General features: G+C 70.6%; 15 protein-coding genes. 7 read left to right on the forward strand and 8 right to left on the reverse strand.

Translation table 11 applies throughout. The annotated features are described in order from the left end of the window. Positions 1–3 precede the first annotated feature (3 nt). Positions 4–840: a PhzF family phenazine biosynthesis protein gene (locus tag KME78_RS27620; protein WP_219532268.1), complete on the forward strand. Its 837-nt coding sequence runs from the start codon at positions 4–6 to the stop codon at positions 838–840. Here the strand turns inward: KME78_RS27620 and KME78_RS27625 are convergent. From KME78_RS27625 to KME78_RS27645, 5 genes are all read right to left on the reverse strand, one after another. Then, positions 818–1,684, reverse strand: a complete 867-nt coding sequence (locus KME78_RS27625; RefSeq protein ID WP_219532269.1) for a 5-oxoprolinase subunit C family protein — start codon at positions 1,682–1,684, stop codon at positions 818–820. The two genes, KME78_RS27620 and KME78_RS27625, sit on opposite strands and share 23 nt — an antisense overlap. Further along, positions 1,681–2,298: a 5-oxoprolinase subunit B family protein gene (locus KME78_RS27630; RefSeq protein WP_219532270.1), complete on the reverse strand. Its 618-nt coding sequence runs from the start codon at positions 2,296–2,298 to the stop codon at positions 1,681–1,683. The genes KME78_RS27625 and KME78_RS27630 overlap by 4 nt, the downstream gene beginning before the upstream one ends. Further along, a complete protein-coding gene (locus KME78_RS27635; RefSeq protein ID WP_219532271.1) occupies positions 2,295–3,050 on the reverse strand; it encodes a LamB/YcsF family protein in 756 nt (251 codons plus the stop codon). The genes KME78_RS27630 and KME78_RS27635 overlap by 4 nt, the downstream gene beginning before the upstream one ends. A 64-nt stretch (positions 3,051–3,114) precedes the next feature. Continuing rightward, positions 3,115–4,647 carry a hypothetical protein gene (locus KME78_RS27640; protein WP_219532272.1) on the reverse strand — a complete coding sequence of 511 codons (1,533 nt, stop codon included), beginning with the start codon at positions 4,645–4,647 and terminating at the stop codon, positions 3,115–3,117. A 123-nt stretch (positions 4,648–4,770) separates the two neighbouring features. Next, entirely contained in the window at positions 4,771–4,995 is a 225-nt protein-coding gene (locus KME78_RS27645; protein ID WP_214635673.1) for a hypothetical protein, read from the reverse strand. Positions 4,996–5,149: 154 nt separating this feature from the next. Between KME78_RS27645 and KME78_RS27650 the strand changes: the two genes are divergently transcribed. From KME78_RS27650 to KME78_RS27660, 3 genes are all read left to right on the forward strand, one after another. Continuing rightward, positions 5,150–5,719 (forward strand): HhH-GPD-type base excision DNA repair protein, encoded by a 570-nt coding sequence (locus tag KME78_RS27650; protein WP_219532273.1) that lies wholly within the window; start codon positions 5,150–5,152, stop codon positions 5,717–5,719. A 194-nt stretch (positions 5,720–5,913) separates the two neighbouring features. Further along, complete coding sequence (locus KME78_RS27655; protein ID WP_219532274.1) at positions 5,914–8,007, forward strand: SpoIIE family protein phosphatase; 2,094 nt, start codon at positions 5,914–5,916, stop codon at positions 8,005–8,007. Between the two features lie 242 nt (positions 8,008–8,249). Continuing rightward, a complete protein-coding gene (locus KME78_RS27660; RefSeq protein WP_219532275.1) occupies positions 8,250–9,902 on the forward strand; it encodes an RNA polymerase sigma factor in 1,653 nt (550 codons plus the stop codon). 60 nt (positions 9,903–9,962) lie between these two features. On the opposite strand, the gene KME78_RS27665 is transcribed toward KME78_RS27660, so the two are convergent. After that, positions 9,963–10,427, reverse strand: coding sequence for a MarR family winged helix-turn-helix transcriptional regulator (locus KME78_RS27665; RefSeq protein ID WP_308127152.1), 465 nt, complete (start codon positions 10,425–10,427; stop codon positions 9,963–9,965). Positions 10,428–10,520: 93 nt separating this feature from the next. On the opposite strand from KME78_RS27665, the gene KME78_RS27670 reads away from it, so the two are divergent. Both KME78_RS27670 and KME78_RS27675 read left to right on the forward strand, forming a co-directional pair. Next, positions 10,521–11,966: an MFS transporter gene (locus KME78_RS27670; protein ID WP_219532276.1), complete on the forward strand. Its 1,446-nt coding sequence runs from the start codon at positions 10,521–10,523 to the stop codon at positions 11,964–11,966. A gap of 41 nt (positions 11,967–12,007) precedes the next feature. Next, positions 12,008–12,829 carry an NAD(P)H-binding protein gene (locus KME78_RS27675; protein ID WP_219532277.1) on the forward strand — a complete coding sequence of 274 codons (822 nt, stop codon included), beginning with the start codon at positions 12,008–12,010 and terminating at the stop codon, positions 12,827–12,829. Here KME78_RS27675 and KME78_RS27680 read toward each other — a convergent pair. Next, positions 12,819–13,553, reverse strand: a complete 735-nt coding sequence (locus KME78_RS27680; protein ID WP_219532278.1) for a YaaA family protein — start codon at positions 13,551–13,553, stop codon at positions 12,819–12,821. The two genes, KME78_RS27675 and KME78_RS27680, sit on opposite strands and share 11 nt — an antisense overlap. 337 nt (positions 13,554–13,890) lie before the next feature. On the opposite strand from KME78_RS27680, the gene KME78_RS27685 reads away from it, so the two are divergent. Continuing rightward, positions 13,891–14,586: a GNAT family N-acetyltransferase gene (locus KME78_RS27685; RefSeq protein ID WP_219532279.1), complete on the forward strand. Its 696-nt coding sequence runs from the start codon at positions 13,891–13,893 to the stop codon at positions 14,584–14,586. A 97-nt stretch (positions 14,587–14,683) separates the two neighbouring features. On the opposite strand, the gene KME78_RS64685 is transcribed toward KME78_RS27685, so the two are convergent. After that, complete coding sequence (locus tag KME78_RS64685) at positions 14,684–14,914, reverse strand: DUF7455 domain-containing protein (protein WP_308127153.1); 231 nt, start codon at positions 14,912–14,914, stop codon at positions 14,684–14,686. Positions 14,915–14,965 lie beyond the last annotated feature (51 nt).

Genomic DNA, 14,965 nt, shown 5'->3' on the forward strand with positions numbered 1-14,965 from the left:
CGCATGTTGCGCCCGTTCCGGCAAGTCGACGTCTTCACCAATACGCCCTACCAGGGAAACCCGCTCGCGGTCGTCCTCGACGGCGAGGGCCTGAGCACCGAGGCGATGCAGCGGTTCGCTCACTGGACGAACCTGTCCGAGACCACCTTCGTCCTGCCGCCCACCGCGCCCGGCGCCGACTACCGGGTGCGGATCTTCACACCGACGTCCGAGCTGCCCTTCGCCGGGCACCCGACGCTGGGCACCTGCCACGCCTGGCTGGAGGCCGGAGGCGTGCCGAAGGAGCCGGAGTCGGTCGTGCAGGAGTGCGGCGCCGGGCTGGTGAGGCTGCGCAGGACGGACGGCGGGCTGGCGTTCGCCGCGCCCCCGCTGCTGCGGTCGGGGCCGGTGGACGAGCCGCTCGTCGAGCGCATCGCCGGCCTGCTGGGCATCGGCCGGGAGGAGATCGTCGACGCCGAGTGGGCCGACAACGGACCCGGCTGGGTGGCGGTGCTGCTGCGGAGCGCGGACGACGTGCTCGCGCTGCGTCCCGGGCCGATCGACCTCGACCTGGGCGTGGTGGGCCCCTATCCGCCGGGGTCGCCGCTCGCGATCGAGCTGCGGGCGTTCTTCCCGCTCAACGGCAGCACGGTCGAGGACCCGGTGACCGGCAGCCTGAACGCCTCGGTCGCCCAGTGGCTGCTGCGCACCGGCCGCGTCACCGCCCCCTACCTGGCCGGCCAGGGCACCGTGCTGGGCCGCGCCGGACGCGTCCACATCACCACCGGCCCCGAAAGCGCGCCCACGGTCTGGGTGGGCGGCTCCAGCGTCACGTGCGTCACCGGCCAGGTCGAACTGTGAACCGCACCCGGTCACCCGGCCGGAGCTGCGCGGCGATCGGCAGGTCCGCGGCCCGCACCACCCCGATCACCGGATAGCCGCCGGTCGGCGGATGGTCGGCGAGGAAGATGATCGGCTGCCCGCTCGGCGGCACCTGCACCGCCCCCGTCACCATGCCCTCACTGGGCAGCTCACCCTCCCGCGCCCGCGCCGGCTCCCGGCCGCGCAGGCGTACCCCCACGCGGTTGCTGTCCTGGCTCACCTCGTACGGCCGCGCGCAGAGCTCGGCCAGCGCGCCCGGCGCGAACCAGTCGTCGCGCGGCCCCGGCACGAGCCGCAGGACGGCGGGCGGCGGCTGCCCGGCGGGCGCCAGATCCACCGAGATCTCCACCAGGCTCCCCGACTCACCCACGGGGAGCATGCTCCCCTGGCGCAGCGGCGCCGGTCCGAGCCCGGAGAGCGAGTCCGTCGACCGGCTGCCGAGCACCGGCTCGACGGCGATCCCGCCCCGCACGGCCAGGTAGGTCCGCAGCCCCCACGCGGGCGCCCCGAACCGCACCTCGGTCTCGGCCGGAACCCAGAACGGCACACCCATCCCGGCGCTCACCGGAAGAGCCGACCGCGCGGTCAGCGGACAGGGCGCGCCCGTCACCGCGACCCAGGCGCCCACGTGGAAGGCCAGCCGCGCCTGCCCGTAGGTCAGCTCGATCCCCGCCGCCTCCTTGGGGTTGCCGACGAGCCGGTTGGCCAGCCGCAGGCTCGCCTCGTCGGCCGCGCCGGAGCAGGGCACGCCCAGGTGCGCGTAGCCGGGCCGGCCCAGGTCCTGCACGGTCGCGTAGGGGCCCGGCACGAGAATCTCGATCATGCCGGCTCGAACCGTACGCGGGTGCCGGGCCGGAACAGCGACGGCGGGTCGGCCTCGACGTCCCAGATCCGCGTCGACGTACGGCCCAGCAGCCGCCAGCCACCCGGCGAGGCGGTGGGGTAGATCGCGGAGTAGGGTCCGGCGATCGCCACCGAACCGGCCGGCACCGACGTGCGCGGGGTCGCCAGCCGCGGCAGGTGGAGCACCGGATCCAGCCCCGTCAGGTAGGCGAACCCCGGCGCGAACCCCAGCCAGCCCACCACCAGCTCCCGCCCGGTGTGCCGCGCGATCACGTCGTCCACCGGGATCCCGGCCAGCTCGGCCACGGAATCGAGATCCTCCCCGTCATAGACGACGGGAATGACCACGGCCTGCCCGGCCTCGCGCTCCGGACCCGGCTCCGACGCCAGCACCTCGCCGAGCAACTCCTCCAGCCGCCCCCGCAACAGACCCTGGTCCGCCCCCGGCGCCACCACCAGCACCGTCTCGGGCCCCGGCACGATCTCCACCACCCCCGCGGGCCGCGAGGCGCACAGGGCCGCGTCGAGCCGGTGCGAGACCGCCAGCGACCCGGTCTCGACGAGCAGCCCGGCTTCGCCGGCCACCCGGATCATGCGAAGGCCTGCAGGACCACTCCCGCCTCCAGCAGCCCATCGCGTACGGCCTGCGCCAGGCGTACCGCGTCAGGCGTGTCGCCGTGCACGCAGATGGACCGGGCGGAGACCACCACCGCGCTGCCGTCCACGGCGGTCACCCGGCCCTCGACGGCCATCCGCACGGCGCGCGCGGAGACCGTGGCGACGTCGTGGATCACCGCCCCGGGCTCGCGCCGCGAGACCAGCGCCCCGGCGGCCGTGTAGGCGCGGTCGGCGAACGCCTCGGTGATCGTCGGCACGCCCTCGGCGGCGGCCACGCCGTGCACCACCGAGCCGGGCAGCGTGAGCACCGGCAGCGAGGTGTCGTAGTCGGCCACGGCCTCGATCACCGCGGCCGCCTGGACCTCGTCGCGGCAGATGCGGTTGTAGAGCGCGCCGTGCGGCTTGACGTAGGAGACCCGGCCGCCCATCGCCCGCGCGATGCCGTCGACGGCCGCGAGCTGGTAGAGCACCTCCGCGCAGAGCTCCTCCGGCTCGGCGTCCATCTCCCGGCGCCCGAAGTGGGCCAGGTCGCGGTAGGACACCTGCGCCCCGATGGCCACGCCGCGGTCCACGGCCGCCGCGCAGGTGCGCCTGATCGTCACGGGGTCGCCGGCGTGGAATCCGCAGGCGACGTTCGCGCTCGTGACGATGTCGAGCAGGGCCAGGTCGTCGCCCAGCCGCCACACGCCGAAGCCTTCGCCCAGATCAGCGTTGAGGTCGATCACCATGCTTCCCATCATGGCGGTAGCGGCCACCTCGGCGCGACGAACAGCGCCAATGCCGGGCGCCGGACTAGATCTCGTCGGGGATGTCGGCGATGTCGTCGAGGGCGGAGGCGAGCTCGTCCGGGTCGCCCCCGATGCGCTCGGCGATCTCGATGAGCACGTGCAGCACGTCGTGGCGGTCATGGCCGAGGTCGAGCAGCCGCTGGGCCGCCTCCCACAGCTGCGGCGGGTCGCCGTCCCACAGCCGCGCGGCGATCTCCTCGTGCCAGGCCAGGTGCTCCTCGTCGATGGCGCCGACGTGGTCGATCTCCAGCAGCGTGCGCCGGTCGGCCTCGTCGGCCGGATTGAGCGCGTCGAGGTCGACACCGCCGTGCACGCCCTGCAGGAACGGGAACGCGAAGACCCGCCTGGCCAGCGCCGACAGGTCGCCATCCGGCAGCAGCCGCTCCAGCAGCGGGCGGTCCAGGCCGAAGGAGGTCGGATCCCGGTAGGCCTCCGGGAACTTGCCGGTCGCCTCCCACACCGCGTCGAGCGTGGCCTTGAGCCCTCTTTCCGGCAGGCCGGTGCGGCGGGCGGCGAAGCGCACCCACGCGGACAGCACGTGCGGCATGGCCTCCTGTTCGGCCATGCTTAACATCACCTTGCGCGGCAGCCAGTCGAGCAGGAACGTCTCGCACTTGGTCGGGCTCACCCGCAGCGGCCGGTTGAAGTCCTGCTCGCAGCCGTAGTCGATGATGTGGTCGGCGCACCGCGAGGCCGCCGACGGGTCGGACAGGTGCTCGGCCGCGTCGGAGGCGAGAAACTCCGCGGCCAGCATCGCCCGCCGTTCGCGGCTGTAGGGCGCCTCGATGTGCAGGGGAGCGGGGCGCTTGCGGCCCGGCGGGAGGGCCTTGAGCCGGGCGCGGGCGAAGGCGTGGTAGGCGCTGTAGCTGTCGCTGACCGGCGGCGGGGTCTTCGGCTCCCTGGTGGCCTTCATGGCCGACTCCAGCAGCGCCCTGGCCTGCTGGGGCTCGATCTCCTCGAACAGCAGCATCGCGTTGCCGGCCGCCTCGGCGCGGGCCTTGTCCAGCAGCGTGTCGACCTGCGAGGACACCCAGGCGTCGCGCGCCATGCCCGACATGTTGTGATCGACGACCATGACCAGCGCGTGCCGGTCCTGCTCCTGCTCGACGACCGGCGCCGCGTCACCGGCCGCCGGCTCCTCACGGGCCCCGTCGCTCCAGCGGTAGCCGAACGTGCAGATCACCGTGTCCTGGTCGCCGTAGGCGTCGCGGGAGACGTAGCAGCCGGTCGGCTTGACCGCGCCGACCCGCTCGGCCCAGCCGGGCCTGGCCACGCCCGACTCCATCATCGCCAGCGCCGCGCCCTCGGCCTTGGCGCCCTGGCGGGCCGTGCCGAGATAGGCCAGGCAGATGAGCAGCGTCAGCGACGCCGGAGTGCCGGCCTTCGCGGCGTAGTCGACCAGGCCCTCGCCGAGAACCTGTTCGACGTCACCACCCCGGACGCGCCTGCCCCACCAGGCTCCGATCATGTCGGAGACCATCAGCTCGGCGTCAAGGGGGCTGCGCACGGCCAGCAGCTCGCGAGCCGCCTGCACCATCTCCTTGAAGACATCGTCTGGCGGAGTGCTCTCCCGGGGATCTCGTCGGTGTCGGCGCACGCCCTCACTCTCTCGCATTCCAGGCTGAAACGGTGCGTAGAACGCGGCCTGGTGACCCCGATGTTATCGGGGAGTCCGGGGCGGTGGTGCGGAGTTGACGATCGCCAGCAGATGTTCGCGGGCGATGCGTTCGATGACATCGGGCGTCGGGGAGATGCCGAGGTGCTGCGCGCAGGCGCAGACGTCGGCCACGCACCGGTCGATAGTGTCCACGGGTATGGTCAGGAACTCTTCGGCCAGCCTGAGACTGACCGGCTCCCTGAGGAAGCGTGTGGCCAGAGCGAGCATAGATGTGAGATTCCTCTGGAAGCCTGGGGCAAACCCCCCAGGAATGGTTGCAGGGCGACGTGCGCTCCCATTTCATCTTTTCTCGGCTGAGTGTCAAGCCTCCACAACGCCTGTGTTCGCTTCTTCGGAACCGCATCCGTGCGAAGCTGTTCCCATGCGCATCCAGCTCGCCCAGCGGACGGAGGCCGACGATCTTCTCGGCCGAAGTCCGCTCGCCCTGCTCGTCGGCATGCTGCTCGATCAGCAGATCCCGATGGAATGGGCGTTCACGGGGCCTCACACCATCTCCGAACGCCTCGGGCACGACCTCACCGCGGAGGAGATCGCGGCCCTCGACCCCGAGGAGTTCGCCGTGCTGCTGTCCGCGAAGCCGGCCGTGCACCGCTACCCGAAGGCGATGGCCGACAGGGTCCAGCAGCTGGCCGCCTACCTTGTGGAGCACTACGACGGCAAGCCCGAGAGTCTCTGGAGTGACGCCGCCGACGGCAAAGAGTTGCTCAACCGGCTTCTGGGACTTCCCGGCTTCGGCAAGCAGAAGGCTCAGATATTTTTGGCATTGCTCGGCAAGCAAATGGGGGTTCAACCGCCAGGATGGCGCGAGGCGGCTGGACCCTATGGCGAGGAGGGGTCGTTGCGTTCGGTAGCGGATGTGGTCGACGCCGACACACTGGGTCGCGTTCGGGCCGCCAAGCAGGAGGCCAAGCGCGCGGCCAAGGCCAAGTAGCCTGATCTTGCTGCGCAACGTGGAGCGATTTTGACAGGATGCGTTGACCGTATGGCGGCCGGGGCTTCCGTCCGCGCCTGCCCATCGCCGATGATGTACTGCAGAATCCGGTCGCCCGGAGCTGCGCTACGCCGATACACAGTTATGGAGATGTGCCGCGTGGGAGACCCTGGCACGCGACGGAGGTGCCGACCATGAGCGCCGAGACCTCCGTTCCCCGTCCCCGGGAGTCGGATGTGGACATCTCAGACTCCGCCCTCTTCAAGGGCATGCTGTCGGAGGCCGAGTTCGCCTTCGCGTTCTTCGACGCCGCCGGCCACGTACAACTGGTCAACGACGTGTTCACCGACGTCGTCGGCGTGCCCGCCGAGCGGCTCGTCGGCCGCGCGCCCGTCGAGACGCTCACGGCCGATCTCAGCCAGCTCATCACCCATGCGGTCCAGGCCGTCACCGAGAGCGACGCGCCGGTGACCGAGAGCCGCGTACGCGTGCGCTCGTCCGAGGGCGAGACCAGGCACTGGTCGCTGTCGTTCTCGCCGGTGCACGACGAGGCGGGCGAGCTGCGGGCGATCGCGCTCATCGGCCTCGACGTGACCGAGAGCCGCCAGATCGAAGAGGACCTGCGGCGCAGCGAGGAGCGTTACCGCTCGCTGGTCGAGGCGCAGTCGCAGCTTGTGTGGATCACCTCGCCGACCGGCACGGTGGTGGAGGACGCGCCGCAGTGGCGCGCGATCACCGGGCAGGGGCTGGAGGAATACCTGGCGGTCGGCTGGCTGGAGGCCGTCCATCCCGAGGAGCGCCAGCAGACCGAGGAAGCCTGGAAGGAGGCGCTGCGCGGCCGGACCATGTTCGAGTGGAACTACCGCGTGCGCACCCGGGCCAGCGGTTTCCGCCACTTCGAGGTGCGGGCCGTACCCATCATCAGGCATGGCAGGGTCGTCGAGTGGGTCGGCGCCAACACCGACGTGACCCCGCAGCGCGAGGCCGAGGAGATGCGCGGCAGGCTGACCGACCAGCTCGGCGCCGCGGCGCTGCGCACGGCGCGCCTGCAGGGCGCCACCGCGATGCTGGCCGAGGCGCTCACCGTCGAGCAGGTGGTGCAGGTCATCATCGACGTCGGCCGCACCGCCCTGGCCGCCGACCGCTCCGCGGTCGCGCTGCTCGACACCGACCGCGCCGCGCTCAAGTTGATCAACGGTGAGGGCGTCCCGGAAGCGTCGGGCATGTCCGGCGAGGAGATCCCGCTCTCCTCCTCCAGCGTGATGACGATGGCGGTCAACAGCCGCCGGCCGGTGTTCGCCGAGTCGCCTGACAGCCTGAAATCCCAGCTTCTCGAGGCCGGCGGCGACGAACAGGTGCTGGGCAATTATCTCACGCACAGTGACGAGCGGGCCTGGGTCGGACTGCCGCTCCTGGCGGCCGGACGGGCGCTGGGCGCGCTGCGGTTCTCGTTCACGAGACCGCAGAAGATCTCCCAGGAGGACGGCGTCTTCCTGGAGGCGCTCGCCGGTCAGTGCGCGCTCGCCGTGGAGCGCGCCACGCTGTTCGAGCGCGAGCACAAGACCGCCGAGACGCTCCAGCGCAGCCTGCTGCCCGACCGCCTGCCGGTGGTCAAGGGCCTGGTGCTGGCCCAGCGGTTCCGCTCGGGCAGCCGCCACGTGCAGGTCGGCGGCGACTGGTACGACGCGTTCGTGCTGCAGGACGGCCGGGTCGCCGCGGTCGTCGGCGACGTCATGGGCAAGGGCGTCAAGGCCGCGGCGGGCATGGGGCGCATCCGCAACGCCATGCGCGCCCTCGCGCTGACCAACCCGCCGCCCGCGGCCGTGCTCACCGGTCTCGACCGGGTCTTCGAGGCCACCGAAGAGGAGGAGCAGGTCACGACCCTCGCCTACATGGTGGTCGAGCCCGTCACCGGCGAGGGCACGCTGGCGCTGGCCGGCCATCCGCCGCCCGTCCTGGTCTCACCGCAGGGCACGGCGATCCTCGGCGACGTCGAGCCCGGCACGCCGCTGGGCTGGCCGACCAGCCGCCGGCAGTTCAGGTTCGTGGTGCCGCCCGGTCACACCGCCGTGCTCTACTCCGACGGCATGGTGGAGAACCGGAAACGCGGTTTGGACGCAGGACTCGCAGAGCTTTGCAGTGTTGTGACCGAAGCGCCGCCTGAGGTCGTCAGTAGCCCGCATATGTTGCTGGACTTCCTGGTTGACCGCATGTTGTCGGGATATGAACAGGATGATGACGTTACCGCCCTGGCTATCCACGTCCCGCCCGCCACGAAGAGTGACTGAATGAATCAGTCATAAGGGTTGCTTTCGGGTATCAGTGCCGCGCTTACGTACGCACTACTGTCTGGGTCGGCCTAGGGTGGAAGTCAACCGCCGGGAGGTGGCCGTATGGAGTGCGTGGTCGTGCCAGAATGCTGGGCAGGTCCGTCGCGATCCGCACGGCCGCATCGTTCTCCGAGAGAGGCAACAGCCCCCCAGCGGGCATCTGGGTCCATTGTCGCCACGCGTTCGTTCGAGAGGTGTTCGTGTCGCCTGCAAGTTCGACTCGCTCGAAGCCACAAGAGCTGAACGAGCCCGTCATTCAGCGACTGCTCGAGCGTGGGCGCTCGCAGGGTTTCCTCGAGTCTGAGGATGTCCGTCAGGCCTTCGAGGAGGCGGACATCCCCATGTCTCACGCCGCCGCATTTTTGCGGAACCTCAGTAAAGAGGGCGTGACCGTGGTGGTGACCGCCGCGGATTCGGCTGCGCCGAAAAAGTCTCGTGGTCCAGCAAAGCGCCGTACCGCTGCCCCCGTCAAGACCAAGGCCGCAGCGGCCGCCAAAGAGCAGCAGCCTGAGACCGTGACCGCGGTCGTGGGCGCCGCCGAAGCCGAGCCCGCCCCCAAGAAGGCGGCTCCCGCCAAGAAGGCCGCTCCGGCGGCGAAGAAGGCGGCCGTGCCCGCCAAGAAGGCCGAGCCGAAGAGCGCTGGGCCTGCCGAGACCAAGCCGAAGAGCCCTGAGGGCGTCGACGACGACGAGGACATCGAGATCGAGGCGGACGTCGACCTCGAAGACCTCGAAGACATCGTGGTCGACGACGAGGAGATCGTCGCCGCGGACGACTCCGATTCCGAGGACGCTTCCGACTCCGACGACGACACCGAGGAAGAGCCCAAGGCCGCCGACGTGGCCGCCGTCGCCGCCACGGAGAAGACCGAGGACGAGGTCCTCATCCTCTCCGACGACGACGATGACGCGCCGGTCGCGCAGGTGGCCGCCGCCGGCGCCACCGCCGACCCGGTCAAGGACTACCTCAAGCAGATCGGCAAGGTCCCCCTGCTCAACGCCGAGCAGGAGGTCGAGCTGGCCAAGCGCATCGAGGCGGGACTGTTCGCCGAGGAGCAGCTCGGCGGCGGCGAGACCGAGGTCCTGCCGGTCGACGTCCGGGCCGAGCTCGAGTGGATCGCCGAAGACGGCCGCCGGGCCAAGAACCACCTGCTGGAGGCCAACCTCCGCCTGGTGGTCTCGCTGGCCAAGCGCTACACCGGGCGCGGCATGCTGTTCCTGGACCTGATCCAGGAAGGCAACCTCGGCCTGATCCGCGCGGTCGAGAAGTTCGACTACACCAAGGGCTACAAGTTCTCCACCTACGCCACGTGGTGGATCCGGCAGGCGATCACCAGGGCCATGGCCGACCAGGCGCGGACCATCCGCATCCCGGTCCACATGGTCGAAGTGATCAACAAGCTGGCCCGGGTTCAGCGGCAGATGCTGCAGGACCTCGGCCGCGAGCCCACGCCGGAAGAGCTGGCCCGCGAGCTGGACATGACCCCCGAGAAGGTGGTCGAGGTCCAGAAGTACGGCCGCGAGCCCATCTCGCTGCACACCCCCCTCGGCGAGGAGGGCGACAGCGAGTTCGGTGACCTCATCGAGGACTCCGAGGCCATCGTGCCGGCCGACGCCGTCAGCTTCACGCTGCTCCAGGAGCAGCTGCACTCCGTTCTCGACACGTTGTCGGAGCGGGAAGCGGGCGTCGTGTCGATGCGATTCGGTCTCACGGACGGGCAGCCGAAGACACTCGACGAGATCGGCAAGGTCTACGGGGTGACGCGCGAGCGCATCCGGCAGATCGAGTCGAAGACGATGTCCAAGCTGCGTCACCCGTCCCGGTCCCAGGTGCTCCGCGACTACCTGGACTAAAACGCACGCTCGCTTCACCCCTGGCCCCGCACAGCGCTCGCTGTGCGGGGCCAGGTGCGTTTACGCGCCCTGCGTGAGGCGTTCCGCCTGGGCGCGGCCTACAGCGGTGGCCCGGCGCAGGTAGTCGGCGATCACGGCCAGCTCCGCGTCCGTGTACGTCTCCAGCACCTCGCTGAACGCCTTGCCCGGCGTGTCCCAGGCTTCCCCGATCCGGGCACGGGCCGTTGGCGCGAGGGCGACCAGCGCCCGCCTGCGGTCGTCGGGGTCGGCATGCCGTACGACCAGACCGGCCTTCTCCAGCCGGTCCACCAGGCGGGTGGCGGAGCCGGGCGTCAGGCCGGTCAGCCGGGCGATCTCGCCGGTGCTCACCGGTCCGGACTCCACATCCAGCAGCGCCACGCACTGCAGGTCGGTGGAGTGAATGCCCAAATGGTCAGCCAGCGCCTGATTAAACAGGACATATGCCGCATAGTGCCGCTGACTCTCGTCGATGATCCGCTTCAGCGTTTCCGCTCGGTTTGACACCAGGCCGCTCCATGCCTCACATTTACTTGCGTCGCACAATCTTTGTGTGACGCAATCTTTGTGTCACGTACACATTCTATCGAGGGGATCCCCATGTCCACACTCATCCGCGCCTCACCAGTCCGGGCGGACCGGCGGTGGGCCGTCCTCGCGGTCATCCTCGCCGCCGCCGTCCTGGACCTGCTCGACGCGACGATCACCAACGTCGCCGCCCCGACGATCGCGGCCGACCTCGGCGGGGGAGCGGCCCTCATCCAGTGGCTCGGCGCCGCCTACGCGCTGGCGCTTGGGGTCCTGCTGGTGGTCGGCGGCCGGCTCGGCGACCGGTACGGTCGCCGCCGGCTCTTCCTTCTCGGCATCACCGGCTTCACGCTCGCCTCCGTCGCCTGCGGCCTGGCGGTCGGCCCCGGCATGCTCATCGGTGCCCGGCTGGTGCAGGGCGGGTTCGGGGCGCTGATGATCCCCCAGGGGTTCGGGATCCTGGGGGCGGTCTTTCCCCGGGATCAGCTGGGCAAGGCCTTCAGCGTGTTCGCCCCCGGGCTCGGCGTCTCTTCGGTCGGGGGGCCGGTGCTGGCCGGGTTTCTGATCGAGGCCGATCTGGGTGGGCTGGGGTGGCGGGCGATGTTCCTGATCAACATCGTGCTCGGGGGCGCCGCGCTCCTGGCCGCCATCCGCCTCCTGCCCGCCGACGACCCGCGTCCCGCTGACGGCAGCTCCCAGAGCCGCCCTGAGGGCCGTTCTGGGGCGGCTGGGGTGGCGGTGGACGGTGTGGGTGCCGGGGTGCTGGCGGTGGCCATGGGGGGTCTTCTGTACGGCCTGATCGACGGCTCGGCCCACGGGTGGACGCTCGTCCCGATCCTGTGTCTGGCCGGTGGGCTGGTGTTCTTCGGTCTGTTCTGCCTACGCCAGCGCACCGCCGCCAATCCGCTGATCGAGCCGTCACTGCTGCTTAACCGCGGCTTCACCGCCGGCCTCGTGCTGGGCGTCGTCTTCTTCGCCGCCGTGTCCGGCCTGCTGTACGTGCTCGTGCTGTACATGCAGTACGGCCTGCGCTTCACGCCGGTGCGGGCGGCGCTCGGCCTGGCCCCGGTGGCGGTGGGGATCGTCATCGCCTCGGTGGCCTGTCACCGGCTCATCGCCCGGTTCGGCCGCACCCTGATCGTCATCGGGCTGGCCATCGGGCTGATCGGCACCGGCTGGCTGCTGGCCGTCGTCTGCGGCGTCGCGGGCGGCGTCTGGCCCCTCGTTCTCGCCGCGCTCGTCATCGGGCTGGGCATGGGCACCTGCTTCGGCACCGTCTATGACGTCACGATGGGCGACATCGACCCGCGTGAGGCCAGCAGCGCCAGCGGGGCGCTCGCCGCGACCCAGCAACTGGCCAACGCCATCGGCGCCGCCGCCGTGACCACCGTCTACTTCCGTACCGGCGACCAGGCGCAGGCCGCCACCGGCAGCCTGCTCGTCGTGCTCGCCGCCACGATCGCCTGCTGCGGCCTGGTGTGGCTCCTGCCCCGCAAAGCCCAGCCCCACCACGGCTGAGCAGCCCGCGTAAAACCCATCACCAGAAAGGCATATCCGATATGACCACCCTCGTTACCGGCGCTCGCGGCGCCGTGGCCACTGAGCTCATCGCCCTCCTGCGCCGACGTGGTCTGCCCGTCCGCCCGGCCTCCCGGCAGCCGGTCGACTCGTCGATCGCCACGTGCGACCTCAGCGACCCGGCGACGTTCCCCGCCGCACTGGCGGGCGTGACCTCGGTCTTCCTGTACGCCGAACCGTCGCACATCGACGCCTTCGTCAAGGAGGCGACCGCGGCCGGAGTCGAGCACATCGTGCTGCTCTCGTCGTCGTCGGTTCTCGCGCCGGACGCCCAGGCCAGCCCCCTCGCCAAGTCCCATCTGGACGTGGAGCGCGCCGTGACCGCCGCGCCCGTCCGCGGCACGCTGCTGCGCCCGGGTACGTTCGCCGGCAACGCGCTGGCCTGGTCCTGGCCGGTCAAGGCCGGCAACCCGGTGAGCCTGCCGTTCCCGAACTCCTCCAACGACCCCATCCACGAGGCCGACATCGCCGAGGCGGCCGCCGCCGTCCTCACCGATCCGGCCCTGGCCGGCCGGCCGTACTGGCTGACCGGGCCTGAGTCGATCACGTTCGCCGAGCAGATCGCCATCCTCAGCCACGTGACCGGCACGGACATCGCCATCAAGAACGTCACGCGCGAGGAGTGGAAGGCGGAGATGGCCGACTACATCCCCGAAGCCTTCGCCGACTCGTTGCTGGACTGGTGGCAGTCGAACGACGGCGTCCCGGCCGAGATCACCACGGACCTCGAGCGGTTGATCGGCCGCCCCGGCCGCACGTTCGCGACCTGGGCGGCGGACCACGTGGGTGACTTCACAGGCTGACGTCCAAGGTCCAGGGTCGGTTGGGGCGGGCGGGCTCGATCAGGTGGACCGCGTAGCCCTGGCCGGAGAGGAATTCGGCGAGTTCGCCGGGCGAGGCGGGATCCGCCCCGATCTCCAACAGGGTGCGGGCGATCTCGCCACGGGTCGCCTTGGCCATGTGACTGACCACCTTGCCCTCACGGAACACGCGTACCGCCACGGAACGCTCCCCGGGCTGCCAGGCTCCGGCGTACGTGGCCGAACGCAGGTCGACCACCAGCCCGTCCAGGCGTTCCAGCTCCTTGGACACCTTGGGCCGCCAGAAGGCGGCCAGTCCGCCCAGGGCCGGTAGGTTCACCCCCATTGACAGCCGGTACGGGGGGATGCGGTCAATGATCCGCAACACGCCCCACAGGCCGGAGAAGATGAGCACCGACTCCTCGGCCCGCTTCCTGGCCTCGTCCGTCAGGGTGCCGAGACCGAGCTTCTCGTACAGGACGCCGGTGTACAAATCGGACGCCGGGAGGGCGGGGGCGGTTTGGAGCTCCAGGTTTTTGGCCAGCTCGCCCGCCAGGCCGGGCGACAGGCTGAGGACGTCGAGGGCGTCACGCCGTTTGGACGCTCTGATGAGCGCGGTCAGCACGCGTTTGCGCGGTCTGTCCAAGGCGGGGAACGAAAGCTCCCCCAAGGGGGGACCGCTGCCCTCTCCGGCCTTCCCCTCCGAAGGCGGCAACAAAATCAGCACGCTACAGGATAGTGAATGTCCGTCGCCGCTCGTGAGACCGCCCGCCGAGCCCCCTCTCGGAGAGGGCCATCCGCCCTCCTCCGGGAAGGCGCCCCGCTCTCGTCGGAGAGAACCTTCACCACCCGCCGCGATGGATGCCCGCCGTGCGCGGCCTCACGCTCTGTGTGGTCGCCGCTCTTTTCCATCCTGTACGGCAAGCCCACCCACCCGCCACCCGCCGTCCGTGGCCGGGGGCCTCCAGGAATACGGCCGCTGAACCCGCACGTGGCCGGCCGCCGATACGACGCGTCCTTGGCCGCCTCCATGGCAGGTCCGGCCGGTTGGGTAGGGTGCGCGAATGGACTTTGACCTGCTTGTTCATGAAGCCTGGCCGGCCTATGAGCAGCGGACGCACGACGGCTGGATCCTTCGCTACGCCGGCGGCGTGACCAAGCGGGCGAACTCCGTGCTCGCCCTGGGACGGCCCGCCGATCTCGCCGGTGCGATCGAGGCGGCCGAGGCTTTCTACGCCGAGAAGGGGCAGCGGAGTGTGTTCTCCGTTGGGGTGGGGGCCATGCCGGGGCTTGACGACGAGCTGGCCGCCCGGGGGTACGGGGTCGTCGATCCGACCGTGATCATGGTGGGAGGCGGCGGGCCGGAGCCGGTTCATCGGGTGCGGGTCGAGGAGCGGCCCTGGCCGGAGTGGCTGGAGACCTGGTGGGCCGTGGACGGGCGGTATGCCGAGGGCGTGGCGGCGGCGGAGCGGATCTGCGAGGGGGTGCCCGCTCTGTATGCCGCGGTCGAAGAAGACGGAAGGGCCGTCGCCGTCGGACGGGGTGTGCCGCAGGGGGAGACGCTCGGGATCTACTGCATGGCCACATTGCCGCGGGCGCGCCGTCGTGGGCTGGCCAGAAGCGTGCTGCGCGCCCTCGTACGGCGCGGTGGGGCGCGGTCGGCCTATCTGGTGACCACGGCGCCCAACGAGGCGGCTCAGGCCCTGTATCGAAGCGAGGGCTTCGAGGTGCGGGCGCGCTACCACTACAGGGTGAGATGAGCCTGGCCGAGACATGACGGAACGGCGGTCCCGGGCATACCAGGACCGCCGTTCCGCGTTGCGCAATATGTTGTTATCTCATCACGACCAGCGCGGGTTAACGCTCGTCGTTGGGGGCCACTACTGGGGTTTCGCTGAGCCGAGCGGACTCGTCCAGGATGTCGGCGCCCTTCTCGCGAAGCGCCGCTATGTGCTGACGCCCGTGATGAGCGCAGAACAGCAGCTCCCCACCCACGGGCAGGGTCGCGCGAATGTATGCCTGGGCGCCGCAACGGTCGCAGCGGTCGAGGGCCGTCAGCGGCTTAACGGGGGCGAGAGCTCCAGTCACGTATCGCCTTTCGGGTCACCCCCGCCGAAGCGAGGATCTGGCGTCAGTCAC

This window comes from Nonomuraea guangzhouensis (assembly GCF_019396345.1).
Lineage (GTDB): Bacteria > Actinomycetota > Actinomycetes > Streptosporangiales > Streptosporangiaceae > Nonomuraea > Nonomuraea guangzhouensis.